At 54.6% G+C, this 26,477-nt stretch carries 27 protein-coding genes; 6 read left to right on the forward strand and 21 right to left on the reverse strand.

Going from position 1 to position 26,477, the window contains the following annotated elements:
* Window positions 1–10: 10 nt before the first annotated feature.
* On the forward strand, window positions 11–1,012 hold the full coding sequence (locus ACX5K5_RS12615) for a hypothetical protein (RefSeq protein WP_459174464.1): 1,002 nt from the start codon (window positions 11–13) through the stop codon (window positions 1,010–1,012).
* Here the strand turns inward: ACX5K5_RS12615 and ACX5K5_RS12620 are convergent.
* The 11 genes from ACX5K5_RS12620 to ACX5K5_RS12670 all read right to left on the reverse strand — a co-directional run bounded on the left by ACX5K5_RS12620 (window position 1,009) and on the right by ACX5K5_RS12670 (window position 12,821).
* Window positions 1,009–2,274: an MFS transporter gene (locus tag ACX5K5_RS12620; RefSeq protein WP_096255533.1), complete on the reverse strand. Its 1,266-nt coding sequence runs from the start codon at window positions 2,272–2,274 to the stop codon at window positions 1,009–1,011. The two genes, ACX5K5_RS12615 and ACX5K5_RS12620, sit on opposite strands and share 4 nt — an antisense overlap.
* 175 nt (window positions 2,275–2,449) lie before the next feature.
* Window positions 2,450–4,366: an NHL domain-containing thioredoxin family protein gene (locus tag ACX5K5_RS12625; RefSeq protein WP_096255535.1), complete on the reverse strand. Its 1,917-nt coding sequence runs from the start codon at window positions 4,364–4,366 to the stop codon at window positions 2,450–2,452.
* Window positions 4,367–4,471: 105 nt separating this feature from the next.
* On the reverse strand, window positions 4,472–5,239 hold the full coding sequence (locus ACX5K5_RS12630) for a hypothetical protein (RefSeq protein WP_459174465.1): 768 nt from the start codon (window positions 5,237–5,239) through the stop codon (window positions 4,472–4,474).
* The gene (locus ACX5K5_RS12635; RefSeq protein WP_441664524.1) at window positions 5,229–7,343 is read right to left on the reverse strand and encodes a bifunctional copper resistance protein CopD/cytochrome c oxidase assembly protein; all 2,115 of its coding nucleotides are present in this window, start codon (window positions 7,341–7,343) and stop codon (window positions 5,229–5,231) included. The genes ACX5K5_RS12630 and ACX5K5_RS12635 overlap by 11 nt, the downstream gene beginning before the upstream one ends.
* Before the next feature lie 107 nt (window positions 7,344–7,450).
* On the reverse strand, window positions 7,451–8,662 hold the full coding sequence (locus tag ACX5K5_RS12640; protein WP_459174466.1) for a Dyp-type peroxidase: 1,212 nt from the start codon (window positions 8,660–8,662) through the stop codon (window positions 7,451–7,453).
* On the reverse strand, window positions 8,663–9,211 hold the full coding sequence (locus ACX5K5_RS12645) for a copper chaperone PCu(A)C (protein WP_459174467.1): 549 nt from the start codon (window positions 9,209–9,211) through the stop codon (window positions 8,663–8,665). It abuts the gene before it with no gap.
* A 154-nt stretch (window positions 9,212–9,365) separates the two neighbouring features.
* Entirely contained in the window at window positions 9,366–9,965 is a 600-nt protein-coding gene (locus ACX5K5_RS12650; protein WP_346059303.1) for a copper resistance CopC family protein, read from the reverse strand.
* Between the two features lie 58 nt (window positions 9,966–10,023).
* Window positions 10,024–10,644 (reverse strand): hypothetical protein, encoded by a 621-nt coding sequence (locus ACX5K5_RS12655; RefSeq protein ID WP_459174468.1) that lies wholly within the window; start codon window positions 10,642–10,644, stop codon window positions 10,024–10,026.
* A 153-nt stretch (window positions 10,645–10,797) separates the two neighbouring features.
* Window positions 10,798–11,082, reverse strand: coding sequence for an HU family DNA-binding protein (locus ACX5K5_RS12660; protein ID WP_096255549.1), 285 nt, complete (start codon window positions 11,080–11,082; stop codon window positions 10,798–10,800).
* Window positions 11,083–11,370: 288 nt separating this feature from the next.
* Window positions 11,371–11,655, reverse strand: coding sequence for an HU family DNA-binding protein (locus tag ACX5K5_RS12665; protein WP_096255551.1), 285 nt, complete (start codon window positions 11,653–11,655; stop codon window positions 11,371–11,373).
* Window positions 11,656–11,825: 170 nt separating this feature from the next.
* Window positions 11,826–12,821, reverse strand: a complete 996-nt coding sequence (locus ACX5K5_RS12670) for an SDR family NAD(P)-dependent oxidoreductase (RefSeq protein ID WP_459174469.1) — start codon at window positions 12,819–12,821, stop codon at window positions 11,826–11,828.
* Between the two features lie 105 nt (window positions 12,822–12,926).
* Here ACX5K5_RS12670 and ACX5K5_RS12675 point away from each other — a divergent pair, with 105 nt between their 5' ends.
* Complete coding sequence (locus ACX5K5_RS12675; protein WP_346059306.1) at window positions 12,927–13,538, forward strand: DnaJ family domain-containing protein; 612 nt, start codon at window positions 12,927–12,929, stop codon at window positions 13,536–13,538.
* Window positions 13,539–13,628: 90 nt separating this feature from the next.
* Here ACX5K5_RS12675 and rpsN read toward each other — a convergent pair whose 3' ends face one another.
* The 9 genes from rpsN to ACX5K5_RS12720 form a co-directional block, all read right to left on the reverse strand.
* Window positions 13,629–13,934, reverse strand: coding sequence for a 30S ribosomal protein S14 (gene rpsN / locus ACX5K5_RS12680; protein WP_096255557.1), 306 nt, complete (start codon window positions 13,932–13,934; stop codon window positions 13,629–13,631).
* A gap of 3 nt (window positions 13,935–13,937) precedes the next feature.
* Window positions 13,938–14,108 carry a 50S ribosomal protein L33 gene (rpmG, locus tag ACX5K5_RS12685; protein ID WP_054821834.1) on the reverse strand — a complete coding sequence of 57 codons (171 nt, stop codon included), beginning with the start codon at window positions 14,106–14,108 and terminating at the stop codon, window positions 13,938–13,940.
* 1 nt (window position 14,109) lies between these two features.
* On the reverse strand, window positions 14,110–14,346 hold the full coding sequence (gene rpmB, locus ACX5K5_RS12690) for a 50S ribosomal protein L28 (RefSeq protein WP_096255559.1): 237 nt from the start codon (window positions 14,344–14,346) through the stop codon (window positions 14,110–14,112).
* 331 nt (window positions 14,347–14,677) lie between these two features.
* Complete coding sequence (locus tag ACX5K5_RS12695; protein ID WP_096255561.1) at window positions 14,678–15,178, reverse strand: MarR family winged helix-turn-helix transcriptional regulator; 501 nt, start codon at window positions 15,176–15,178, stop codon at window positions 14,678–14,680.
* Between the two features lie 360 nt (window positions 15,179–15,538).
* Window positions 15,539–16,336, reverse strand: coding sequence for an ABC transporter permease (locus ACX5K5_RS12700; protein ID WP_096255814.1), 798 nt, complete (start codon window positions 16,334–16,336; stop codon window positions 15,539–15,541).
* Between the two features lie 9 nt (window positions 16,337–16,345).
* Window positions 16,346–17,269, reverse strand: a complete 924-nt coding sequence (locus tag ACX5K5_RS12705; RefSeq protein ID WP_170947815.1) for an ABC transporter permease — start codon at window positions 17,267–17,269, stop codon at window positions 16,346–16,348.
* Between the two features lie 5 nt (window positions 17,270–17,274).
* Complete coding sequence (locus tag ACX5K5_RS12710; protein WP_096255563.1) at window positions 17,275–18,435, reverse strand: ABC transporter ATP-binding protein; 1,161 nt, start codon at window positions 18,433–18,435, stop codon at window positions 17,275–17,277.
* Window positions 18,436–18,441: 6 nt separating this feature from the next.
* Entirely contained in the window at window positions 18,442–19,665 is a 1,224-nt protein-coding gene (locus ACX5K5_RS12715) for an ABC transporter substrate-binding protein (RefSeq protein ID WP_459174470.1), read from the reverse strand.
* A gap of 6 nt (window positions 19,666–19,671) precedes the next feature.
* Window positions 19,672–20,904 carry an ABC transporter substrate-binding protein gene (locus tag ACX5K5_RS12720; RefSeq protein ID WP_096255567.1) on the reverse strand — a complete coding sequence of 411 codons (1,233 nt, stop codon included), beginning with the start codon at window positions 20,902–20,904 and terminating at the stop codon, window positions 19,672–19,674.
* A 271-nt stretch (window positions 20,905–21,175) separates the two neighbouring features.
* Between ACX5K5_RS12720 and ACX5K5_RS12725 the strand changes: the two genes are divergently transcribed.
* Together ACX5K5_RS12725 and ACX5K5_RS12730 are read left to right on the forward strand one after the other, a co-directional pair.
* Entirely contained in the window at window positions 21,176–21,649 is a 474-nt protein-coding gene (locus tag ACX5K5_RS12725; RefSeq protein ID WP_441664339.1) for an Lrp/AsnC family transcriptional regulator, read from the forward strand.
* Window positions 21,646–23,028 (forward strand): aspartate aminotransferase family protein, encoded by a 1,383-nt coding sequence (locus ACX5K5_RS12730; protein ID WP_443443354.1) that lies wholly within the window; start codon window positions 21,646–21,648, stop codon window positions 23,026–23,028. The genes ACX5K5_RS12725 and ACX5K5_RS12730 overlap by 4 nt, the downstream gene beginning before the upstream one ends.
* Before the next feature lie 87 nt (window positions 23,029–23,115).
* Here ACX5K5_RS12730 and ACX5K5_RS12735 read toward each other — a convergent pair whose 3' ends face one another.
* The gene (locus tag ACX5K5_RS12735) at window positions 23,116–23,532 is read right to left on the reverse strand and encodes a hypothetical protein (protein ID WP_459174471.1); all 417 of its coding nucleotides are present in this window, start codon (window positions 23,530–23,532) and stop codon (window positions 23,116–23,118) included.
* A gap of 93 nt (window positions 23,533–23,625) precedes the next feature.
* Here ACX5K5_RS12735 and ACX5K5_RS12740 point away from each other — a divergent pair, with 93 nt between their 5' ends.
* Both ACX5K5_RS12740 and ACX5K5_RS12745 read left to right on the forward strand, forming a co-directional pair.
* Window positions 23,626–24,297 (forward strand): helix-turn-helix transcriptional regulator, encoded by a 672-nt coding sequence (locus tag ACX5K5_RS12740; protein WP_459174472.1) that lies wholly within the window; start codon window positions 23,626–23,628, stop codon window positions 24,295–24,297.
* 187 nt (window positions 24,298–24,484) lie between these two features.
* On the forward strand, window positions 24,485–26,443 hold the full coding sequence (locus ACX5K5_RS12745; protein WP_459174473.1) for an acyl-CoA dehydrogenase family protein: 1,959 nt from the start codon (window positions 24,485–24,487) through the stop codon (window positions 26,441–26,443).
* Window positions 26,444–26,477 lie beyond the last annotated feature (34 nt).

A 26,477-nucleotide genomic window follows, 5' to 3' on the forward strand; every position in this document is an offset into this window, starting at 1 on the left:
CTGATTAATAATGAAATCTCGTATCTCTGTGCCACGCCTTGCTCTGCGCTGGGCGACCGCGGCCGTCATCATCGCTGCGTTGGTAGTCACCAGCGCCATCGTTGCTAACCGCAGCCTGTTTTCTGCCGAGCACGCTGTTCAGTCCTTGCATCAGCATCTGCTGGCCGGCGAAGGCGCTGAAGCCCTTGGACTGCTAGGTGCCAAAGTCCCGACCGGTGACGCTGTCGCCTTGGACGGGGAAGTGCTCAAGCGCACCCAAGCTGGGATCACAGATTTTGAGGCGCAAAAGGCCGAAACACCAGAGAATAATCCCGATATTCGCACCGTCGTCGCCAAGTACAAGGCCGACGGCGTCGATAAGGAATCAACCTACACCTTGCGCAGTACCGGAAAGTCCTGGTTATTTTTTGATCAGTGGGCCTTCGAACCGGTAACCCTACCCACGGTCAAGGTCAAAGCGAATACGGTCAATGAGGTATCCGTCAGCGGACAAAAAATCCCACTGGTTAAGGGCGTCAGCACCTTGCCGGTGTTCTACCCCTCGATTACCGACGCAAGCTTCAGCACTAAGAACTTCGAAGCCGACACCCGTGGTGTAGTCGTCACCGGCCCCGCCAAGAAGCCGGTAGAAATTTCATTAAAGACACAGCCCACCAAAGAATTTATCGCACAGATCAATTCCAAGGTCCGCGGATACCTCGATAAATGTGCGGCACAGCAGGTACTCATGCCGTCGGGGTGCCCGTTTGCGTATCACACACCGTCCCGGGTGAACCCGGAGACTATCAAATGGTCTATCGCGAAATACCCGACTATTGAGGTTAATTACTATAACGGCGCCTGGGTGCTTAGCCCGTTGAAGGTCACCGCAAAGTTGTCGCTGACCGAGCAAGATTTACGTACCGGTTCGTTGGAGAAAAAAACCGTGAGCGATGAATTTTCTTTCACCGCTCAGCTCACCACGAGCACTTCCGAGGTCAGTGTGGTACCCGTAGCCGGCTCCGAAGACTAATCTTCGGTTCCCTCGCGCCGTTGGTGCGGCAAGATAATCTCTTTGAACTGTGTTCTCAGGGGCACAGCATCTGCGCGGAATCGTTGCCAGATAATCAGCGCCAGCACCGAGACTAACAACGAGAGTATGGCTCCGAACGCCACCGCAGCGCGTACCCCCAGCAGTTCGGCGATCCAACCCACTAAAGGCGCCCCGAGCGGCGTTCCGCCCTGCACCACCATCAGGTACAGCGCCAAGACCCGTGCGCGATACATTGGTGGAACCGAGGTCTGCACCATGGTGTTACAACTGTTCAGGAACGTCAGCGAGCTAAGCCCCACCAACACTAAACTCGCGGCAAAAAGCAGGTAGTGCGGCATCACTGCGGACAATAAAGCCGTGGCGCCAAAGGCAATGCCACCACCAATGACAAAACGCCAACGTGGTCTGGAACGGCGCGCCGCAAATAAAGCTCCGGCGAAGGTGCCGATGGCCATGATGCTGCCCAGAATTCCGTATTCTGCCGCACCCACACCGTAAACTTCGGCGGCCATCATCGCGTTGGTCAATTGGAAGTTCAGTCCGAAGGTGCCAATCACAAAGGCCATCGCAAAGATCAGCAAGAGATCTTTGCGGTTTTTCACGTATTTGAACCCCTCGCGTACCTGTCCTTTAGCTCTCCTGACAGGTGTTGAGCGGCTCAGTTCGGAGATTTTCATGCTGCTCAAGGAGAAGAGCACCGCAAGGAAAGACAAGCCGTTGAGCAAGAAGGCTGGGCCGGTTCCCACCAACGCAATCACCGCGCCGGCGATGCCTGGCCCCGCCAACCGGGCGAGGTTGAAATTGGCGCTATTGAGCGCCACGGCGTTGGTTAGGTGCGTTCCTGGCACGATTTCGGACACAAATGCCTGCCGGGCTGGAGCGTCAAAGGCCGAGCCCACCCCCAGCAATGCTGCCAGCACATAGACATGCCACAGTTGCACCGTTCCGGTAATGACCAGGGTTCCCAAGACCAGCGCACACAGACCCATGAAAGTTTGAGTGACGAGCAAGATCTTGCGCTTGTCATATCTATCGGCAATGAGTCCCGCATAGGGTCCAAGAATCAGAATGGGCAGGAACTGTAAACCGGTGGTGATTCCGGTGGCTATCCCGTCGTGGTCGGTGAGCTCCGTGAGTACCAACCAGTCCTGGGCCACACGCTGCATCCATGTGCCGATATTAGAGACAAGTGCACCAATGACCCATAACCGATAGTTCGGAACTTCTAGTGCCCGGAACATCCTGTTTGCCACTACTTAGCTAGCCGATGCCGTACCGTTTCGGCTCCTCCTGTCGGCATCCAGTCTAACGACTGTCTGGGATAAAATTGGTGAGGTTTCCTCAATTTCTTGGTTTTTAAATGATCAAGGCGCGCTTCGCAAAGCAAAGCGCGCCTTGATCTGGGATCCACTGTGACTAATTCACTCCACGAAGATCCAACAAGAGTTCGTTATCTCCGGACTCATCGAGCTCCACCGGGATGCCCCAGTCTTGCTGGTAGAGGTGGCAGGCTGCATGATCTGGAATTTCTCCGCCAGGTTCCCCATCACAGGCCGCGGCACGGGCTGTAATGTGCAATACGCCGTCGCTCACCTCGGGGTTTAGCTTCAAGGTCCGGGTCAAACCAATAGAAGTGCCACCACCGTCAAGAAGCAGCTCTTCGGGACTGGACGAAATCTTCAACTGCGTGGGATCTCCCCAACGGTCATCGAGTTTCTGTCCCTTAGGTGCCGCAAAGCGCACCACGATCTCGTGCTGACCGGCCTGCACCTTAGTCTTTGGACGTTGGGTCTGGCTTGCACCCTCGTCGACGACCAGCGCTTCGGCAGGCACCGGAATACGGATCAGTTGGTGGGTGTTGGTTTCCACCACCAGCAGTACCGGAGCGCCATCCACCGAGTCGTCCAGCAATACATCTGCCGGTTCCTTCAGCCCCTTGGCCAGGGTAGAAACCATTTGCGTCACCGGATCAAAGCGGCGCACGGCGCCGTTGTACGAATCTGCCACAGCAATAGAACCGTCGGGCAGTGCGGTTACACCCAGTGGGTGCTGCAGACGAGCCTGGTCCGCTTCACCATCGCGGAAACCAAAGTCGAACAGTCCTGCACCAATGGCGGTGTGGACCTTGATGACCTCGCCGTGCCCGTCAATTTCCAAACGACGCAAAGCGCTGGTCTCCGAATCGGCAACCCACACATCATCATTGGTGTCCAAGGTCAGCCCGGAAGGCTGGGCAAACCATGCTTCCAATGGTGCGCCATCGGACAGACCTTCTAATCCACTACCGGCGTACACATGCAAGGCACTGGTCAGCGGGTCAAAGGAGAAGATTTGGTGGGTTCCAGCCATCGCGATGATGACCTTGCCCGATGGGTGATAGAGCACGTCCCACGGTGAGGACAACGAAACGTTCAACGAGTCAGTGCCCAAGTCAGTGGGCTGGTGTTCCTGGCGAGCGTTTTCCGCATCCAGCAGACGCTGCACTCCGTTGCCAGCTAGCGTACCTACCTCGCCGGTGCTCAGGTTCACCGAGCGCAAGCGGTGGTTGACGGTATCTGCAACGATTACGTCGTAGCCAACCTTCGCGGCAAGCTCGGTGGGCAGTGCGGTCAGACCCTGCAGTTCATTAAACTGAGCGCTTTGTGCATCTCCGTCGGCATAACCTTTAACCCCGGCGCCGATGGTGCGCACCACGGTGCTCAGATCATTACCTAGTTCTACCAGGCGGTGGTGACCGGAGTCGCCGACCAAGAAATTACCGTTCGCCAAGGCGATCGTCTTGCCGGGGAATCGCAGGTCACCCTCGCGGGCTTCGGGCGCCACATAGGGACCGTTTCCACGGTGCAAGGTGCCCTTGGCTTCGTGCTCGGCGACTAGTTCATCAACTAGTGAGCCAAGGCCCTGAGCATGGCCCTCACCGGAGAGGTGCGCCACGATGTAGCCTTCGGGATCCAAGACCACCAATGTTGGCCAAGCGCGCGCGCCATAGGCCTGCCAGGTGACAAGTTCTGGATCGTCAAGTACCGGGTGGTGAATTTCGTAGCGTTCCACGGCGGCAGCCAGTGCGTCGGGGTCTGCCTCGTGCTCAAACTTTGGGGAGTGCACGCCAACGGTCACCAACACGTCGGCGTATTTTGCCTCGAGGGGACGGAGTTCGTCCAACACGTGAAGGCAGTTAATGCAGCAGAAGGTCCAAAAATCGAGGATGACAATCTTGCCACGGAGAGCTTCAAGATTCAGTTGTTCGCCACCGGTGTTCAACCAGTTGCGACCCAACAGCTCGCTGGCCCTCACCTTGTAGTTTGCGCGTACTGAATCGGAAGTTGCACTCATGATGGTCCTTTCAAGGCGACTTCACTATCTAAATGCGACAGTGAAGTACTAATTATCCTCCACTGGACTTTCACCGCCGAAGAGTATGAAGCGATGCTAAGCCAGTTACAGCTGTGAAACCGCGGTGTCCAAGATGGTCTTGGCCACGTCGTTGAATTGTTGTTCGGCCAGAGAGACGGTAGACATGAACGAAACCATGACCACGTAGTCGCCCTTGCTTTGCATAAGCACCAGCGATTCGCGAGCGTTCGCGGAGTCCCCGGTGCGTGTGTAATACAACTGAGACTCAACGTCGGATATTCCGGGGCTGGAGAATTTCAATGTTTCGGTGAAGTCCAGTCCATTGAGCTTCACACTTTTACACTCGGTACGAATTTCAAGCACCGTTTTGTAATGATCTTCGAGCTTCTGCCGGTGGGTCACCTTGGCCACTTCGATAGACCCCGCAATATTTTGCGCTTCGTTAGTGAAGTCGGTGCGAGCAGCTTCGGTGCCCATTTGAGCCGGTGACCAATTCAGCTCTTCGACAGGTTTTGAACACTGGGAGGGCAACACCACGACATCTTTGAGGGTGTCAGTGGGCGGTACCGCTAGGCCTTTGAGCTCCTCGGCTGAAATTTGACGTGAATTCGGGAAACCTAAGGTTGCCGCAATAACCGATCCGGTCGAGGCGATGAACTGTGCCCGAGTCATTTCTTCTGCCGTATTACTCGGCGCCGTACTCTGTGCACTTGGCTGCGCTGGCTGCTCGGTAGCTTTTTGATGAGTTAGGTCATCCGGCATGTCGCCACCGGCTTCTGGTGCGGCGCACGAGGACAGCAGTAACCCACCGGCCAGCATAACCGCCGTCACCTTCCATAGCTTAGCGGCCACGGTGTTCTCCCTTAGTTTCTTGCTGTTTCATCTGTGCAAACATCTGGTTGTAGGCCTCCAGCTCGGCATCCCCATCACGCTCTGCCTGACGGTCATAACGTTTGGTGTCCTTTTTGTCCTGTCGTAGCCACGAAACCACCACGAGGATAGCCAGGACCAAGGTTGGCACCTCGCCAATGGCCCACATCGCGCCAGCACCAACAACTTGGTCTTCCATTGCCGTGCCACCCCAGGTGCGACCCATATTGCCGAACCAGTCGGGAGCCAAGAGGTTTTCGCTTCCCATCATTGCTACACCGAAGAACGCGTGGAACGCTACGGTAGCAAGCAACACAATCAGCCGCATCGGATACGGGTAACGCTTGGGAATTGGGTCGGCATCCACCAGCGACAAGGCGAAGATGTAGCCGGTCAGCAAGAAGTGCAGGTTCATCAATTCGTGCCCCGCGTGGTACTTCATGGCGATTTCGAGAATCGGGGTGAAGTAAAAAACGACAATCGATCCGGCGAACATGACGGCCGCAAAAATGGGATGGGTGACTACAGCCGAATACCTCGAATGCACCGCCCACAGGATCCATTCACGTGGCCCTCTGGTTCCATCGGTCCGTGAACCCAAGACCTTCAGCGCCAGGGTGACCGGGGTGCCTAGCACCAAGAAAATTGGAGCAATCATGGTCAATGACATGTGGTCAACCATGTGCACCGAGAACTGCACCTTGCCGTAGACGGACAGGGCGCCGCTGGTGATGTAAAAGAGCACCACTAGTCCGATAATCCAGCTAAACAACCGTGGGAAACTTGGTTTGTCTCCGCGACGGCGCAGAATAATAAAGGCCCACAAATACAGCGCCAGCAAGAAGAAGCAGATTGCGACCCATAACCAGTCCCACCGCCAGACGGTGAACCAGCTTGCGGTGCTCGGCGCCGGTGGTAATTCATAACCTGTCAGCAAACGGGCAGGGGTTGCATCCACTGGCGGCTGATCATCGGTCGGTGGTGCGGTACGCGCCAGCACCGTCGCCAATGACATGGTTGCGCCCATCAGAATCAGTTCGGCTGTCACGATCCGCCAGGCGGCGGCTAGCGCGGTGAACTTACCTGCCAGCAGTTGCGGAATGACCTGCCTGCGGTGCATAAGACCTAGGAAGCCGAGGGCCAGGGTCAAGATGACCTTGGCGATAACAACTAGGCCATATTTAGAGAACCACTGATCAAATTCGGTAATCCGGATCGTGGCTGAGGCCAGCCCGGATCCTGCCATCAAAATGATGGCGAACGTTGCGAGGGCAGAAAAACGGCTGAGTACGACGCCAGCGAGTACCGGTCGTGTCTCATATCGGCCGGGCGCTTTGCTGGACAGTGTGGGAGAGAGCAAAGCCAAAACGACAATGCCACCAAACCAAATAACCACCGCGAGCAAGTGTAAGGCAATGGAGTTCACCGCACCGTAGTGGTCATCCCCGCCGGCTGCGTGTCCGATAAACGCCATGGGAACTATGCCGAACAGCGAGAATACCGCGGTGAGTCCCACACCCGAGTGCGAGCGTAGCGCCAACGCTAATGAGCTGGTGATCGCCGCGATAACGATCATCCATGCCCATGCACGGCCGGTGGCAAGCTGCAGAATATAGTCGAGGATCGCTGCGGTGTAACTCGGGTCTAGGTTCATTGGCACACCGGCCAGATCCCAGAAGGTCAACAGCAACACGGTAGCCGCTGCAAGCGTCCACACCATTCCGGCGCCGGCAGCGATATTCATGGCACGGGTGAAAGCCGGGTGGCTCTGCCCGACCTCAATACGCCCATCATCCGCGCTGGCACGCCGGACTTTTGTCGTACGGGGAAGTATGACCGCCGCAAATAACAGTGCCGCAACGGTGATAGCCATGGCACTGTGATGAATTGCGCGAGATATTGGCAAAGCCCACCGTACAAAGGCCCCGGGGTCAGCTAGCTCGCTGGGAACCGCAATTCCGGTGAATAGCGCTGCACTAAGAAAAACGATCGCCATCACAGGGATCGCCAGAATCAGGTAGCGCGAAATGGAGAGTTTCTGCGGCGCCGTGGCTTGAGCCGGGGGCTTTGGTATTTGAGTGGCCATAACCTCTCCATCATCTCACTTGCATTTACCCCGGGATTAATCGGGTAGGGCTTTTCCAATGGTGAGGCGGTGCATCTCACACCGCCTCACCACATTGCTACGTGCGGCTAAGTACTAGCAGTGAACAAGAACTCTCCCAAGTACTCTCCTTCATGGACTCCCGGCAGGATCGCATAGATAGCCGAGCCAACATGTGTAGTCCACTCGTTGAGCGCATCAAGCTGCGCTAACCGCTGCTGCACCGGAATGAAACTGGTACGTGGATCTCGCTGATAGGACGCAAAAAGGAGCCCCGAACCATTCTCACCGTGATAGTTATAGCCACGGCGCCAGAGGACCTCGGCCCCACTGGAAGGTTTGGCCCTAGCAACATGCGCGTGCGCGGCGATGGCCGGCAAACCCATACTATCCACGGCCTGCAGATCCACCGGGTCGCTAAGCGACGAGCCAGACAGCGGAGATCCATCGCTTTGCCGCCGTCCGAGCGCAAAGTCTCGTCCTGCCCGGTCCACTTCATCCCATTTATCCAGGTTCATTTCGATGCGACGAAGCACCAAAACGGTGCCTGCTGGTGTCCAACTTGGCTCCTGGGCATCACCAAACACCGCAAGTTCACGCGCTTGGTCGGTGGGATTATTCGTCCCATCAAGTTGTCCAAAAAGATTGCGAAAACCTTGACCTTCACGCACCGTGTGCGCCGCGTGGGTGAAACCACTCTGGGTAAACACTTCTTCGGTAATGCCCCGCAGATTTTTGCGCAAGGCACGCACCGCATGATGCAAGACTGTGGGGTCCTGAGCACAGCACTGAATTATCAGATCACTCTGGCCGTAGCGCGGGTTAAGCTTTTCACCAGCAAATGGCGGCAATGTGTCTACGACTGCCGTGCTCTGCCCTAAGAGATCGAGTATCGCTGGCCCCAGACCTACGGTCACCGTCAGTTGTGCGGCCGCCTGAGACATTTCCGGCTCAGTATCTGCAAGCACTCCCCTGCCGGCGACTAACCGTTCGATATCCGAACTGAGCATTTGCAGTATCGAACGAATCTTTTCGACTCGTTCTGACTTTTTGAGCCCATCCAAGTGAACGTTGCTCCCGAGGAAAACCGCGTGAGCTTGTGGTTCGGTGAGAATTCCCGCCTGATATTTACCGTGGAACGCCGTGAATTGTGCGTGCTGGTTTTGCGCGGCCGAGGCTGCAGGTCTTTCAACAGCCGTTGCCCTGCCGACACCAAATCCGGCAAAGACTCCGCCCAATGCGGCGCCCGCGGAACCTCCGAGAATCAGCCTGCGTGAGGGTTGGAGATTTGTGCTGGTCACTTAGTGACTCCCGTGATCTTCATGTTCGCCCGCGGAGCCGTGGTAACTTTCGTTGGCGCCGCTGAAGTTACGAATAGGGAATTGCACTTGGGCTTTGCTTCCGTCACTGAAGTCCAATTGCAAGGTCGAGGTTTGTGACGCTACTAATGGACTTTTTAGATTCATGAACATAAAGTGCGTTCCGCCAGGTGCCAGGACAACGTCTTCGCCCGGATTGATTAGCAACGCGCCTTCGTGTTGCTTCATCACGGCCTTCGTTCCTTGACCTTCGGTGTCATGGATTTCAATCACGGTATTGGCGCTCAGGTCTGTGACGCGTTCAAGTTCAAGCGTTGATTCACCTGCATTGTGCAGCGTTCCGAAGGCAGCACTCATGCCCTTTTCTGCTGCTTTCGCCCAGGTTTCATTGGTGCGAAGATTCTCCGCTTGAGTGTTCTGTACTTGCTCGCTGGCTCCAGCAGGGGTGACTGTTTCTGTGTTTTGGGCGCAACCGGTCAACAAGACTGCTGCGCATATGCTCAGGGTGGTGGCGAATTTGAAATTTTTCATTGCTCTGTCAGCTTTCGCTAGCTCGCAAGGCCGAGGTTCCGTCCGGTGAATTGGGCACATGAAGTCATGCGCTCGGGCAACCGGTTCTACCGGTATCCGTCGCCTTGCGAAAGAAATTGTGGGATTGGTAGTACTGCGCGGTGGACGCAAGCGCCTACTTGTTCTGGCGAGTGAACTTCACAAGCACGGCGATTGCTGCACCGAGGATTGCAATGCCAACAATGACCCAAATGACCGGGCTAACCTGGGATCCGAGCTGCTGAATTGGTTCGTTGTTTTGTTCGGCTGGTGCCGACGGCGCGGGTGCATTAGTGACCGAATCGCTGGGCGTTGCACTGGCTGCTACCGGCAGTTTGACAGTGAAGTTGAAGCTCGCTTCGATGGGGTGTCCATCGGAGGAGACCACGCGGTAAACAAGCTTGTATGTTCCCGAATCGAGTTTTTTCTCCGGTACTACGGTGACGTTCTTGCCCTTGGTAGTCACTTCACTGGCCAGCTTGGTGCCGTCTTCGGTGCTCAAGGCCACCACGGAAGTTTCTGCACCAGCGAGCTGCTGCAGTACACCGGAGAAATTCAATTCGATCTTCTCGGGAGATTTAGTCATCGTCGAGCCAGCGACCGGGTTTGAGGAGACCAGCTCGTCATGAGCCGAAGCTGCGCTGACACTGCTAAAGACCGCGACAAGGGCTATCAGAATAGCCGCTGAAAGCCGGGCCAAGAGTATGCGGGAGTGCTGTAGAGCAAGGGAGTTCAAAATATTCCTTCCAAATGATCATGTACCGGAGTGCACAATCGGAGTGTATTGAGTCGTTTTAAGCGAAAAGATTCAATACGTTGGAAGGTGGGCCTCGCCGGGCCGGGAGCCGGAGGAACACCGAAAGGTGGTTCAACACCGGGGTGACGAAGTTTGCCGGGGCCTTCGGGAAATCCGGGACAATCCGTGCTGCAAGGACCAGGACTTGACGCGCAGCGCTCAATGACACTGCATCCAACACGACGGATAGCAGCTGTTCGCCCACACGGAGCACCAAGATACTGGTTAGCGCTGCAAGTACGTGTGCGTACAGCATTGATTCTGATTGCACCGCGCTGTAATGCGAGGCAATGTTCCCCACCAACATGTCACCATGCTGGTGTCCAAACGACGCTCCTTGAGTAGCCACGACGTCCACACCGTGGTGCGTCATCACCGAAAGTCCTAGGTGATAGAGACCTTGGCTGAGCAAAACGACAAGACTCGTGCTGAGTAAAGAGAATTTTTTGCCCACCATAGCGGTGGCAATGACGGCAGAAACACAGGTAATCAAGACCATCACCACGAGCGAAGCCTGAGTCGGTGCGCTGTGTGCGTGTGCGGCGAATGCTGTCCAAGTGCATAGGCTTGCAGCTAGCCAACCGCGCAGTACGCGGGTGGGGCCGAAGTCCTTGGACACGAAGATCTACCGTTCAGTCGTCATATTGCTACCTAAGCTTTGATTCTACGCTAGGTAGAAGATTGCCTCAACGCGCTACCGCTTCGTTATGCGCTAAGACGACAAAAGCCCGACTCCCTTTCGAGAATCGGGCCCATGCCAAAGATCTGGGGACTACTTCTTTGAAACAGCAGCCTTCAGCTTCGAACCAGCGGTCAGCTTGACCGAGTGGCCAGCTGGAATCTGGATAGCTTCGCCGGTCTGCGGGTTACGGCCGGTGCGTGCTGCACGATCGGTGCGCTCCACTGCCAACCAACCTGGGATCGAAACCTTCTCACCCTGGGAAATCTGATCAACGAAAACTTCGAACAGGGCGTCAAGCACACCGTTGACGGCAACCTGGGAGTTTTCGGTCTTAGCTGCTACTGCGGCAACAAGTTCGCTACGGTTCATAGCCAATGTGTGGTCCTCCTGGACTAGTGATCCATGACCCGGCAGAGCCACGGACGCCGCGCGGTCGCACGGACTTACCAGTGAGAACATATCAAACCTTTGCCCCGAAAACGCGCGAAAACGTGCGAATTCCCGGGATTTTCTCAACATTTTGCGGTTCTACACGTTAGACGGTCGGTTTTTGATGCTCAAGGGAGACAAATACTAAGAAATTGGTACTTAACGACAAAGACCCGTTACCGCGAACAGGGTTCGGGTAACGGGTCTTTGCAACGCATAAATTGCGCTGTGGCCTTACTTCTTGGCGACAGCAGCCTTCAGCTTCGAACCAGCGGTCAGCTTGACCGAGTGGCCAGCTGGAATCTGGATAGCTTCGCCGGTCTGTGGGTTACGGCCGGTGCGTGCTGCACGATCGGTGCGCTCCACTGCCAACCAACCTGGGATCGAAACCTTCTCGCCCTGGGAAATCTGGTCAACGAATACCTCAAAAACAGCATCCAGTACACCGTTGACGGCAACCTGGGAGTTTTCGGTCTTAGCTGCAACAGCGGCAACAAGTTCGCTACGGTTCATAGCCAATGTGTGGTCCTCCTGGACTAGTGATCCTCACCCCGTTCGGGATTTGGATGCCGCACGCTCGCACGGGCTTACTTGAGAGAACTTACCAGCATTTACCGACGATAAGCGCACAGTTCCGCGGTTTTTGATGAAAATCGGCGATCTTTCGAGGTGTGAAAGTTCACGGTGGCTCAAATTCTGAATGGATCTACTCCACAATTTGCTTCAACAAAAACTTTCCATACAGGGTCCATAAGTCGCTTCTGCCGGGTTATTTTTGCGGGTCTGGCTAGTACAGATTCACCTTTTGAAAGAAATTTTGGACCAATATAGGTTCCCCGGGGACTCTGCTCGACGCCGCGGTTCAACGCCGCTTCCACAATGTTGACTGCGCCTTCGTGTTTGCCCTGCGCGAAACTCGCCTGAAGCTGGCCTTGAAAGCGCTTGAGGTAGGCCGGTTCGTTGATTCCGGGCATCTGCGGGGTAAGCCCCGAAATTGAATAACCAGGGTGTACCGCAATCGAACGCGACGGCCAGGAAAGCTGTTTGAGCCGATGGTCCAAAGCCAAAGTGAAAGACTGTAGCACCGCTTTGGACTGCGCGTAGGCGCGGTGGGGGTGATAGCCCCCGGTAAGCGCCAAGTCTTCAGGATTGCTTTTCAGCATGTTCGTCGAGATGGACCCCAGCCCAATAAATTTCATGGGACGCGTGCGGAAAGTTTCGGCGAGTTCGCCGACCAATCGGGCGTGTCCGAGGAAGTTTGTGGCCATGGTCAGCTCATAACCTAGGCTTCCGGTACTTCGTGTTTCTGGGCTGCGGATAATCCCCGCGTTAGCGATGAGGATATCTATCTCGCGGTGGCGTAGCACTTGGCCCAGCGCACCGGCAGATTCCAACGAGGCCGAGTCAAAAGGTAAATATTCGAGTTCTGCATTTGGCACTCGGTGCTCAATAGCCTCAATCGCTCGAGCTGCTTTGGCCTCGTTGCGGCAAGCTAGCACTACGTGGGCACCGCTTGCAGCCAGAGCAAGGCTGGTAAAAAATCCCAAACCAGCGTTGGCGCCGGTGACGACCGCAGTTTTCCCGCTGCCGAGTCCGGCCCATCTGGCGCGGTTGCTGTACACGTCAGGGTACGGGGATCCGTAGCCTAAGAGGTCAAGGGCTCCAACACGGGCTTCAGCGTTCATAGCTCAACGCTACTATGCTCTGCCCACGCAACGCGTCCTCATTGCCTTTGAAGTGCAGTTCATCGCCTGTTGCCCAGAAGGTTGTGCTGGTACCAGTATGGAAGGGTGGAGAAGTTACCGGAGAACTCGGCTCACCAGGCGGCGCTGAAAGCTGCCAGGTATAAGTTAGTTGCCGAGCCCCAAGCACCTGTTCCGGTGGACGAATACGCGCAGAAGACCGGTCGCCCCAGCGTGAGCGGTCCACCGCGCACACAGTTGCAGTTCCACGCACAGGACGAAGCTTGGGAAGTAGCCAATACCGTCTTAGATGAAGCCTTCGCTCGGGGAGACTTCGATAATCTTGCACTGTCCGGTCAAAACATTGATCACCTTACATCCACCGATGATCCGGACTGGTGGCTGAAATCAATGATGCACCGCGAACAGCTCAGCGGATTAGGTCCGCCGGCTTTGACCTTGCGGGTGGAAGATCAGCAACTTGAGCAGACATTGGATGCTTTGCCCACGGCCGCAACGGTCCGTGCGCACCTGAGCGACTTCAACCAGCGTGTTGTCGAGGCGCGCCGTCAACTACTTGGTGGTCCCCCGGTCATCACCAAGTTGCGCAATATTGATGACGAGCTGCAAGCGTGGCGTGAACGCCGCGGTAGCCGGGTTCAGCCGCCTGTGGAGAGAACGATAGAACCCAAGCGGCGTTGGTGGACCCGGCGAAAGTAGTTTCCGGTATAAACGACGAATGCCGCCTCACTCCCCGAAGGGTTGAGACGGCATTCGTACTAGAAAGCTAAAGTCTGAAGACTTTGAGGCTTACCAGGAAGACTTGGTGATGCCCGGAAGCTCACCACGGTGTGCCATGTCGCGGAAGCGAACACGGGAGATACCGAACTTCTGGAAGGTACCACGTGGGCGACCGTCGATCGAGTCGCGGTTGCGGACGCGGATCGGCGAAGCATCGCGTGGAAGCTTCTGCAGACCCAGACGTGCAGCCTCGCGGGCTTCGTCGGTTGCGTTCGGGTCAACCAAGGTCTTCTTCAGTTCGAGGCGCTTTTCAGCGTAACGCTCGACGATGACCTTGCGCTGTTCGTTCTTTGCGATCTTGGACTTCTTGGCCATGTCTTAGCGCTCCTCTCGGAATTCAACGTGCTTACGGACAACAGGGTCGTACTTCTTCAGAACCATACGGTCTGGGTTGTTACGACGATTCTTGCGGGTCACGTAAGTGAATCCGGTACCGGCGGTCGACTTCAGCTTGATGATAGGACGTACGTCCTTATCCTTCTTTGCCATATTAGAGCTTCACACCCTTCGCAAGTAGATCGGTCACAACAGCATCGATACCACGAACGTCAATGAGCTTGATGCCCTTAACCGAAAGGGTCAAGGTCACGTTGCGGCGCAGGGACGGAACCCAGTAGCGCTTCTTCTGGATGTTCGGATCGAATCGACGCTTGTTGCGACGGTGCGAGTGGGAGATGCTATGTCCGAAGGCCGGAGTAGTACCGGTTACCTGGCAAACAGCTGCCATGATCACTCCTTAGTTAGTTAGTAGTAAAATTCGGCGGTTCTCGCGCGCAGTGTCCTTACCGAAATAACGACACCACTTAGTGCGTTATGAGCCCCGCCAACCAGTGAAACACCGTTAATACTGCACACTAGGAAGGTAACCAGGCTGGGTGAGAACCAACCGAAGAGCCTTAAAGTATGTAAGTCGGTGAACTTCGTAACCGGTTGAGCAATTCCCCGTACTCAGGTGGTTACGATATTCGGTATTACGGGCTACGCGTACCCGCTGCTCCACCATCATGGCGGCACAACGAAACACGCGATTAACGCGTTATAAGAATATCTGGGATTGCTCAGAGAGCCAAATCGGAGGTCGGCTCGTCAAGAACCCAGTGATCCTCGTCCAAAACCTTAACAACCTTGCGAGAAATCCTCGCTAGATCCTTAATGTCCTTGTCATCTAAGGATTCTAGAAGAAGTGAGCGGACAGTTTTTACATGATGCGGTGCCATCTTGACCACCGCATCCCAACCCTGCTTCGTTAATGAGGCGATCTTCACACGCGCGTCTCCGGCGGACTGTGAGCGAATCACCCAACCCCGCTTCTCCAATTTCTTCACCACATGTGACAGTCGCGACAACGAAGCGCTGGTGCGCGCAGCAAGATCCGTCATGGTCAGTTCACGGTCTGGCGCCTCGGAGAGCATAGCCAGCATGTGATAGTCGAAGAGTGTAATTCCTTCGAGACCTTGTAGGTCCGAGTCTAAAGCTGCAGGGAGCAAAGACATGACCGTGTTCAGTCCCAGCCAGGCCGTTCGTTCTTCGGCAGTTAGCCAGTCGACTTGTTCACCCATGTAATTTCACACCATTCTTCGCTACCGCACCGGCAGTAAGTCGCATTGCCTCGTGGGAATACTCTAATCGCTAGAATGCTACCTTGTCGCGACCCAATTTGCTCGGCTCAAACCCATTAAGTATGCAGAGTTAGCTAATTTAGACATCAGGTTCAGCGGCTATAGCCCCACAGGTATCCCCGCCAGTAAAAGGAACCTTCGCCATCGACAAGTAATCGATATGGCCTCATTGAGAGATTCGTCCACTTGACTGTCTTGCACTAGGAAGGTGAACAGCGGGTTAGCCCGAGACACAAGAAAAGACCCCTCGGTCCGGGTAATTGAGTGGACCAACGGATCTTAACTTGTCATGAACAGATGTTATCCCTGAGCTAATCGCTTGCGTCGTCGGTAAGCCATCACCTGTCCGACGATAACTACCAGCAAGGCAGCGATGAACATTGCCGAACCAATGACGTTTGCTTGGGCCGGTATACCGCGGGTCGCGGCTACGTAGATGAACTTTGGGAACGTCTGGAAGGTGCCGGAGTTGAAGTTAGTAATAATGAAGTCATCAAAACTCATAGCGAATGACAACAATGCGGCCGCCACGATCCCCGGCACAAGCAAAGGGAAGGTAATCTTCCAGAATGCCGCTCGGGGTGTGGAGTATAGGTCGGCTGCAGCCTCTTCCAAGCGTGGGTCAAGTGAAGAAACACGTGCTCTCACGGTCACAATCACAAAAGACATACAGAACACGATATGCGCGATCACAATCGTGGTGTACCCCAGTTCCCACCCTAAATTCAGGAACTGAGCCAGTAGCGAGGCTCCAAGCACCACCTCGGGGGTGGCGAGCGGAAGAATAATGAGAACGTCGGTCAGCTTACGAAAGCGGAATTTGTACCGCACCAACCCGATAGCAATACAGGTGCCTAAGGCAGTTGACACGATTGTCGCCACCACACCTACCTGCAAAGAATTGACCAAGGATTCACAGACGGCAGGCGCCCCACAGGGGTTTTGCCAATTGTCGAAGGTGAATCCGCGCCATTCTAGATTTGTGCGTCCGGCGTCGTTGAAGGAAAACACGAAGATATACGCGATAGGTACCAGCAGGTAGACGAAGGCCAGCCCACCAATAGCAGGAATGATCCAGCGCCCTATTTTTTGTTTCATCATTGGCTCCTACATCAATTCCTTGGTACCGAAACGCCTGATATAGAGGGTGACGAGTATCAGGATGGATAGCATCAAAACGAAACTCAGTGCCGCAGCACCCGGGTAGTCGATGACCTTGAAAAATCTTGAATCGATCACCTGCCCGATCATTGTCGTGTTTCGGTTGTTGCCCAACAGTGCGGCGTTCACGTAGTCACCAGCCGCCGGAATGAAGGTCAGCAGCGTCCCGGCAAAAACTCCGGGGGCAGACAGCGGCAGGGTCACTTTGAAAAATGATGTCATCGGGCTGGCATATAAATCACCCGAGGCCTCTAAGAGCCTGGTGTCTAAACGACCGAGATTCGCGTAAATCGGCAGCACCATAAAGGGCAAAAAGTTATATGTCAGGCCCGCTACCACCGCGAAGGGTGTTGCCGTCAGATGCCCGTCGGCGGGAAGAACCGCAATCAGCTTTAAGGTTTGCGCCACCCATCCTTCATCGGCCAAGATTTGCTTCCACGCTTGGGTGCGCAGAATAAAGCTAGAGAAGAATGGTGCGATCAGCAAGACCAGCAAAATTCCTTGAAGCAAGCCATGCTGGCGTAAACGCACCGCGACCAAGTAAGCCATGGGGTAGCCAATAAGTAAGGCCAGTACCGTGGCAATAAGCGCGAAGCCAAAGGAACGAACCAGCTCGGACCAGTACGCACTAAGCACCGTGACATAGTTGCCAAATTCTAGGGCTGGAACAAATTCGCCAATTTCCGCGCCTTCGGGTCTGGCGTATAAGGACATCGACAACAGTACGATCACCGGAAGGGCAAAGAACAGAAAGAGGACCAGCATCCCCGGGACCACGAGGTATACCCCGGTACGTCCCTTGCGGCGTTCTGCCTTGATCTCTTCCGCGCTACGTAAATCGGCGATTTTCCCCTTTTTGGTCATCACCATTTTGCTCATGTCTGATCCACCCCGGCATCAACTACCTCGTCACCGGCCAGTCCAAAGGAGTGAGCGCTGTCCCAAGAGAGGTACACCGTATCCCCCATTTGGGCAGGTTGTTGCCCACGGTTCTGCGAGAAGGTTCCGATCCGTCCAATGTCTGGCACCTCGATCAGGTACTCCGTGGTGGTTCCGGTAAACGAAACATCAATGACCTGACCGCTCAACTCGTTGTATCCCGTTGATTCTTGGGGTGCCTCACGATGTAGGTGAAGCTTTTCTGGTCGCACGCCAATGACGATGTCACCCTCATGCTGCACTGCCCGTTCGACGGGAACCAAAACCTTGCAACCGGCGGCTTGCGCTTCGATGAGTCCTTCTTGTTGCCCCACCACATGAGCGCGCATGAGATTTGATTTGCCTAAGAAATTGGCCACAAAGGCTGTCTTCGGCAACTCGTAGAGATCACGAGGCGCACCCATCTGTTCGATGCGTCCTTCATTCATCACCGCAACAACATCAGCCATGGTCATGGCTTCTTCTTGGTCGTGAGTGACATGGATAAAGGTCAAACCGACCTCGGTTTGAATCGCTTTGAGTTCGAATTGCATCTGCCGACGCAACTTCATATCTAACGCACCGAGAGGTTCGTCAAGCAGCAACACCTGAGGACGGTTAACTAGCGCCCTAGCCAACGCGACACGCTGTTGTTGTCCGCCTGAAAGCTGCTCGGGGCGCCGGTTGGCGAGGTGGTCAAGCTCCACCATTTTTAGACCTTCCCGGGCCTTTTCCATTGCTTTCTTGTCTTTTTTCCGTTTGAGTCCAAAGGCCACATTTTCCAGCACGGTCATATGCGGGAACAAAGCGTAGGACTGAAAGACGGTATTCACTTCACGCTGGTGGCTAGGCAACGAAGTGACGTTCTTACCCCCGATGAGAATTTCGCCTTCGCTGGGCGCATCCAATCCGGCGATCATTCGCAGAGTTGTCGATTTACCACAACCCGACGGTCCCAATAACGCAAAAAAAGTTCCCGAAGGGACGGTGAGGTCAAGGTCTTTCACTGCAATGAACTCAGCAAAGCGCTTGGTAATGCCTTTAAGTTCTAGGTCCGCGCCTTCGCTGCGTGGCGGTACCGCGGGATTCCGGGATGTTTCTGCGGTGTTGGCACTCATCACGTTCTATACCCCAATTACTTCTTGGAACTGGTTTTGGAAGTCGTTTTCTTCCTCCACGCTCAGTTCTCGTTCGGTGCTTGCGTTGTTCAAGAATTCTGCGGTAGGGAAGATCAACGGATCGTTGACTAGATCCGGGTCAATTTTTTCCATCTCTTGCTGTGCGCCTACCACGGGGCACAGATAGTTCACGTAGGCAGCGACTTCTGCGGCCACATCCGGCTGGTAATAGAAATCCATCAGCTTCTCCGCGTTTTTCTTATGCGTTGCTCCAATGGGAACAGTGAAGTTATCTGACCAAATCAATCCACCACGCTCAGGCATGATGAACTCCCACTTATTGCCCTCTTCGTAGTTCAGCTGCGTAATGTCCCCCGAGTAGGCGATTCCTGCTAGCGCATCGCCGGAAATAAGATCCTGCTTATACGAGTTGCCCTTGACCTGTCTGATTTGGCCGTTCTGAATGTTTTTATCGAGTATTTCTAAAGCTCCGGCGAATTCGTCCTGTCCCCATTGGCCGGCGATATCTATGCCTTGGTCAAGTAGGAGAATCGGAATCGTGTCACGCATTTCGTCCAAAAGCGTCACCCGCGCCTTGAGTTCTGGACTCCACAGGTCTTCGACGTTTCGTAGTCCTGTGGGGAAGGCTTCCTTGTTCCACACCAGACCGGTGTAACCCGACTGCCAGGTTAGTGATTTCGTACGTCCTGGATCAAAGCGAACATCTTTCAACTCGGGGAGCAGATTTTTGATATTTGGAATATTTGCGTGGTCTAGTTCTTGTGCGTATCCCAGACGCATCACGCGTTCGGTCATCCAGTCGGTCAGCACGATCAGGTCCTGACCGATATCTTGTCCGGCCGCAAGTTGAGATTGCACTTTGCCGTAATAAGAATCGTTGGAGTCAATGTCTTCGACGTATTTCACGTCCAGGCCAGAGGACTTCTTAAATTGTTGCAAGGTTGGGTAGTTTTTCGCCTTGTCGTCATAGTCCAAATACAGTGTCCAGTTGGCCCAACGAACGAGTTTTTCGGTGTCAGAAAGATCTGTCGCGGGAGCTAATGAAGCCGCGGGGGAACTACTGGCACCCTTAGTGCCGCAAGCGGTGAGCAATCCAGCTAGCGCGAGGCCGGCAGCGCCGGCGAGTACCCCTCGACGACTCGCCTGAGCTTGCCCAATAGCTTGGGAGAGTTTCATCCGTTGATCGTTAAGGGCACGTTGGCGTGACATATATTCTTAGGCTCCAATCGCGCTTTGGAATTCGCTACCGAGGGTAGTTTCTTCCTCGGCGTCCAAGGCTCGGAAGACATGAGCATGGCTGAGGTCATCTTCTGTTGGGAAAATTAGTGGGTTATCCACCAGGCTCGGATCAATTTTTTCCATCTCTTCTTTGGCTCCGATGACGGGACAAATAAAGTTCACATAGGCGGCGACCTCCGCGGCCACCTTCGGTTCGTAGTAGAAATTGATCAGCTTCTCGGCATTAGCTTTACGTGGCGAAGCGATAGGAACCATCAAGTTATCGCTCCACAGCGTGCCGCCGGCCTCGGGAATCACAAATTCCCATTGGTCATCATTTTCAAAGTTCATCTGCACTATGTCTCCGGACCAAACAATGCCTGCGATAGCATCACCAGAGATGAAATCCGACTTGTACGAATTGCCCTTGACCTGGCGGATCTGACCATTTCCAATGTTCTTGCGCAGATCTTCTAGGGCGGTACCGAATTCGTTCTCACCCCATTGACCGGTGATATCTACCCCATGGTCAAGCATCAGCAACCCCATAGTGTCGCGCATTTCGTCGAGCACGGTGACCCGCCCCTTGAGTGCTGGGTCCCAAAGGTCTGAAACATTTTTCAGCCCCTTGGGGAACTTCTTTTTGTTCCAGGCGATTCCGGCGTAGCCGGTCTGCCAGGTGATCGAGTTCTTGCGGCCTGGATCGAAGTCAACATCTTTCAGATCAGGCAAAAGATTTGCAAGGTTCGGGATGTTTGCGTGGTCAAGTTCTTGGGTGTACCCCTGACGAATGATGCGTCCGGCCATCCAGTCGGTAAGCGTGATGAGGTCCTGACCAATATCTTGACCCGCTTTGAGCTGCCCTTGGACTTTGCCATAGTAGGTGTCGTTTCCATCAATGTCTTCAACGTAATTAACGCTGATGCCAGTCTGCTCTTTGAACTGGTCAAGAGTCGGGTAGCTTTTGCTCTTCTCGTCATAGTCAAGGTACAGCGTCCAGTTTGCCCAGTTCACCGTCGGATCGGTATCGGAAATGTCTTTGACGCTGACTGCTGACGCTGAACTTCCACCACTTTTGCCGCCGGTTCCGCAGGCTGCCAAAAGACCACCCAACCCCAAAGCGCCAGCAGCTCCCAGAACTCCGCGGCGTGACATTGAGCGTTGGCTCATCGCTTGGACCAGTGCGCGGATCTGTGGATCTTCAGGTAGTTGTCGTCGCTGGGGAGACATGATTCCGTCCTAACGTTGAGGGCTCAAACAGTTTGGCGACTGTGACGCGCCACACAAGATATCAATGACGTTCATAATGTCAGCTCTCCGCCAGCGAAACAAGAGATTCACACAAGTATCGATGTTAAATCTGTGTTTCTAATGCTGGAAACAATAAAAAATTACCCCTTTCGCAACTGGATCAGTAGATGTATGGTCGGTGCTATACCCAAAACGACGACAGTTTTTGGGTGGCGCCTATGCATCGAAAGACCCGGGAGGTCGATAACGGATGACCATGCCACCGCATAATCACGTAGCGGCGACTATCGACGAAATTTCTAAAGAAATCATCGAGCAACTGCAAGAGGATGGGCGACGCTCCTATGCAGCCATCGGCAAAGCAGTGGGCCTCAGCGAGGCCGCGGTTCGTCAGCGCGTGCAGAAATTGGTGGACAGTCGAGCCATGCAAATCGTTGCGGTAACCAATCCATTGGAGCTGGGGTTCACCCGGCAGGCGATGATCGGAATAATCGCCTCAAGCGACATTAACGCCACGGCAGATCGAATCGCAGAAGTACCCGAGGTGGACTACTGCGTAGTGACCGCGGGAAGCGCCGACATCCTGGCCGAAGTAATTTGCACCAGCGACGAGGACCTCTTGCGCGTAATCAGTAAAATTCGCGGCACCGAAGGCGTTGTCAGCACTAGTACATATACGTATCTTTCACTGAAAAAACAGGAATACAACTGGGGAACACGATGAGTAAAACTCCACGCGGTACCGATCGACAGCAAGCTGCCCGCGACCATCTATGGATGCACATGGCACGTCATTCAGGCCTTCACAATGGTGGGACCGTGCCAATTATTTCCCGCGGTAGTGGACATAAGATCTATGACGATCAAGGCAAAGAATATATCGATGGGCTCTCCGGGCTCTTTGTTGTGAACGCCGGGCACGGGCGTGCGGAACTAGCCGAAGCGGCAGCAAAACAGGCAGAAAAATTGGCTTTTATGCCTCTATGGTCATACGCCCACGAGCCTGCAATTGATCTCGCCGAACGCCTAGCGCACTATGCCCCAGGAGATCTCAACCGAGTCTTCTTCACCACCGGTGGAGGCGAAGCAGTTGAATCGGCTTTCAAACTGGCCAAACAGCATTTTAAGATGAAAGGGTTCCCGGGAAAAACGAAAGTTATTTCCAGGGCTTTGGCCTACCACGGAACCCCGCAGGGTGCTCTGGCGATTACTTCCCTGCCGGATATGAAGACTCCGTTTGAGCCGCTGGTTCCGGGAACCTTTCGAGTTCCAAACACTAACTTCTACCGGGCTCCGGAAATGTTTGCCGACAACGAAAAAGACTTCGGGCTCTGGGCTGCGGAGAGAATTCGTGAGGCCATTGAATTTGAAGGTGCTGATACCGTCGCTGCGGTGTTCTTGGAACCCGTTCAGAATTCCGGCGGCTGTTTCCCACCACCTCCTGGCTATTTTGATCGTGTCCGCGAGATCTGTGACGAGTACGATGTCTTGCTCGTCTCAGACGAGACTATTTGCGCCTTTGGCCGCATCGGTTCGATGTTCGCGTGTAACGACTTCGGCTACGTCCCGGACATCATCACCTCGGCCAAGGCACTGACCAGTGGGTATGTTCCATTAGGTGTCATGGTGGTTTCAGACAAGCTCTTTGAGCCATTCACCAAGGGCGACACCACTTTTTACCATGGTTACACCTTTGGCGGCCATCCGGTGGCTGCGGCCGTGGCGATGGCGAACCTTGATATTTTTGAGCGCGAGGGGCTCAACGATAACGTCAAGAACAATGCCGATAACTTCAAAGCGACGCTAGATAAGCTCAAGGACCTCGATATCGTGGGCGACGTGCGCGGGGCTGGCTACTTCTATGGAATTGAACTGGTCAAGGACAAGAACACCAAAGAAACCTTTAACGATGAGGAATCCGAAAGGTTGCTGCGTCAGTATCTCTCCCCTGCACTGTGGGAAGCAGGGCTGTACTGCCGCGCAGATGATCGCGGCGATCCGGTGATTCAGCTGGCTCCACCACTGACCATCGCGCAACCAGAATTTGATCAGATCGAATCGATCCTGCGCTCAGTTCTCAAAGAAGCGGCAAATAAGATCTAGCGAAGTTTCAGATATTTTCAAGCAACAAAGCTGGCGGTCGTCTCCCCCACAGGGAGGCGGCTGCCAGCTTTATTTTTCTGCGGAAATTTAGCGCTGCAGTGCCGTTCGGGCCGAGGCCAGACGATTCAACGCCAACGCTCCGATCAACAAGCCGAAGTCACGCAATGCGACGTCAAAGTAGCCAGGAAGTATCAGCAAGTTCACGATGATCCCCAACAACCAGAGGCTCACCACCACCGAACCGAGCTTCGGGCGCAACGCCACCAAGATACCGGCCGCAATTTCCACAACGCCTACGGCGTACATAAACAATTCTGGCGACACCGGGATGATGTCAGTTGCCAGCGGTGCGAGGTAATGGGTCCAATCGGTGAGCAAGTTGAAAAACTTGTCCAGCCCAAACAAGATCGGCGCCACCGTGAAGATGGTTCGCAACAACAAGAATGCTTGGTGCTCCAACGCCCGCGACCGCAACTCTGAGGATCCAGCTGTTATTGAAGACATGCTGACCCCTCCTTTCTAAAAGTAGTAATCACAACTTTAGAACCAGTAAGCTTCTAAGTCAACAAATGCCAACTTTAGATTTAGACTGTCTCTATGCAACTCTTTTCTCGAAAACGTTCGGTCCACGCCGTCTCGGCATTGGCCGATCCTTTGCGGGCAAAAATCTATGAATATCTGCGCCGCACCACCGAGCCAGCTAGCCGTGACGCGGTCGCCCAAGCACTAGATCTGCCCAGAAATACCGTGTCCTTTCAGCTTGAACGCTTAGCGAAAGAGGGACTGCTGACCTACGAATTCCGAAAACTCGGTGAGACTAGCGGCCCCGGCTCCGGCCGGCCTTCAAAACTGTATTCGCTGGTCACCCAGGAAATTGAAGCCAGCGTCCCACACCGCGAATACACGTTGGCTGCCCACATCATGGCACAGGCCATCGAACATGCCACACGAGAGCAACGTCCGGTCAATGAATTGCTCGCCGAGGTATCCCGCGAGTCAGGCCAAGCCTTAGCAACCTCCAATGAGTCTCTGGACCAGATGCTCACAAAAGGCGGATATCTCCCCGAGACTGACAAGGCTGGCTCAATTCATCTGACCGATTGCCCTTTCCATCAGCTATCCGCACAATTCGCGGACACCGTATGCATGATGAACCGAGAACTTCTTGGGGCCGTCGTAGAAACCAGCGGCGCCCCTTATCAGCCTTGTCCGGTATCACCTGAAGCTGGGCACTGTTGCGTGAGGTTGGACCCCACATCCAATAAATAGTCGCCCAGAAATTCTTGCCGAGCACAGAAACGGTTACTGTCCCCGCGACCGCTGTTGCTTACCTCGGTCTTTGCAGGGGTTTCGTTCTTCTCTATCCTCTCCGCAGAATCAGCGCTAGGCTTGGGCCACCAGTGGTCAGGCGAGCATGCCACCAGGGCAACAACGCCTGGAATGCAAAGGATCTGCCATGAGCCCGAACCCGGAACCCGTTAGTACCAATGTTGACGCGGCCAGCGCCCGAGAAGTTGCCGAGGCCTCCCGTGAACAGACGTGGGAACGTCCCAGTTTCGCCAAAGGTATCTACATGGGCGACGTGGACTTTTCGCTGATCACCCCCATTCCAGTTCAAGATGCCCAATCCGCCGCACGTGGCGAAAAATTCCTTGCGCAACTAATTCCTGTGCTCGATGGGTTCGACGCATCGCGCATCGAAGAAGCTGCCCGCATCCCCGCCGAATACATCAAAGCGCTACGCGAGGTGGGCGCCTTTGGAATGAAGATCCCCGAAGAATACGGCGGATTGGAGCTGAGCTTGCTTGATTACGGGCGGGCTTTAATGCGAGTAGGTTCGGTCTCCCCAGCCATTGGTGCATTACTTTCGGCTCACCAATCAATCGGTGTACCAGAACCGGTCAAAAGTTTTGGAACGTCAGAACAAAAACGCACCTATCTTCCGCGTTGTGCGGCCGGCGAGATCAGCGCATTCCTACTCACCGAAAATGATGTGGGCTCTGATCCAGCCAGACTAGGTACTTACGCCACGCTCAGCGAGGACGGAACCCACTACGTTGTGGAAGGGTCCAAGCTCTGGACCACCAATGGTGTAGTCGCCGACTTACTCGTCGTCATGGCGCTAGTCAAACCACATGAGACTCAAGGAGCCGAACCCGCAGGCAAGGGCGGGATTACCGCTTTTATCGTGGAGGCAAACAGCGCCGGCATCACCGTAGAAAATCGCAACGCTTTCATGGGACTGCGTGGAATCGAAAATGGCGTGACACGGTTCTCTGCGGTGCGTGTTCCGGTAGAAAATCGATTAAGCCGTGAGGGTTCCGGGCTGAAAATTGCGCTGAGCACCTTAAATACCGGTCGATTGTCGATTCCTGCCATGTGCGCAGGAGCAGGAAAATGGTCCACCAAAATTGCTCGTGAATGGTCAGCAGCCCGAGTGCAATGGGGTCTACCCGTAGGTAAGCACCAAGCAGTTGCCGCCAAGCTTTCCTATATGGCAGCAAGCACCTACGCTCTGGAGGCGGTCTTCGAGCTGAGCGCGAGCCTGGCAGACGCAGGCATGAAAGATGTCCGAATCGAAGCAGCTCTCGCCAAGCTCTACAGTTCCGAGGTCTCTTGCAAAATTGTTGATGAGCTAATTCAGATCCGTGGCGGTCGTGGATACGAAACGGCTGCCTCCCAAGCCGCCCGTGGAGAACGAGCGGTGCCCGCCGAACAGCTACTGCGCGATTTACGTATTAACCGAATCTTCGAAGGTTCTACCGAAATCATGCATCTACTGATTGCCCGCGAAGCGGTGGACGCACACTTGCAAGCAGCAGGAGCTCTGGCACAGGCTGGTTCCAGTCTTGAGGATAAAGCCCGAGCCGCCGTTGATGCATCCGGCTTCTACGCCCGGTGGTTACCCAAACTTATGGTCGGAGCCGGAACCGTGCCCGGATCATTCTCGGATCAAGGCCCACTGGCCAAGCACCTACGCTTTATTGAACGCAGCTCCAGACGCTTGGCACGGCAAACTTTTGCTGGGATGGCGCGCTGGCAGGCCGGTATGGATAAACAACAAGTTTTCCTTGGCCACATCGTTGATATCGGTGCCGAGCTTTTTGCAATGGCAGCAACAATCACTAAGACCTTGTCCTTGCATGAGGCTGGAGCACCCGAAAGATTCTCCGCAGAGACGCTCGCACAAGCGTTCTGTGAACAAGCAACCAAACGATGCGAAGAACATTTTAGGCACTTGTGGAACAACACCACCCACCGTGATGAACAAGTTGCGTCAAAACTCTTGAACGGAGATTTTGAATGGTTAGAGGACGGCGTGCGCGATGTTTCCGAAAATACCGGTCCATGGATCGCTGAGTGGTCAACACAGAGCATGCCAGATGCACGCAAACCGTATAGCACTGAAGAATGAACCCCGAGCGGAGATTAGCTTTGGGAAAATCTGC

It is taken from the genome of Glutamicibacter bergerei (genome assembly GCF_054495185.1).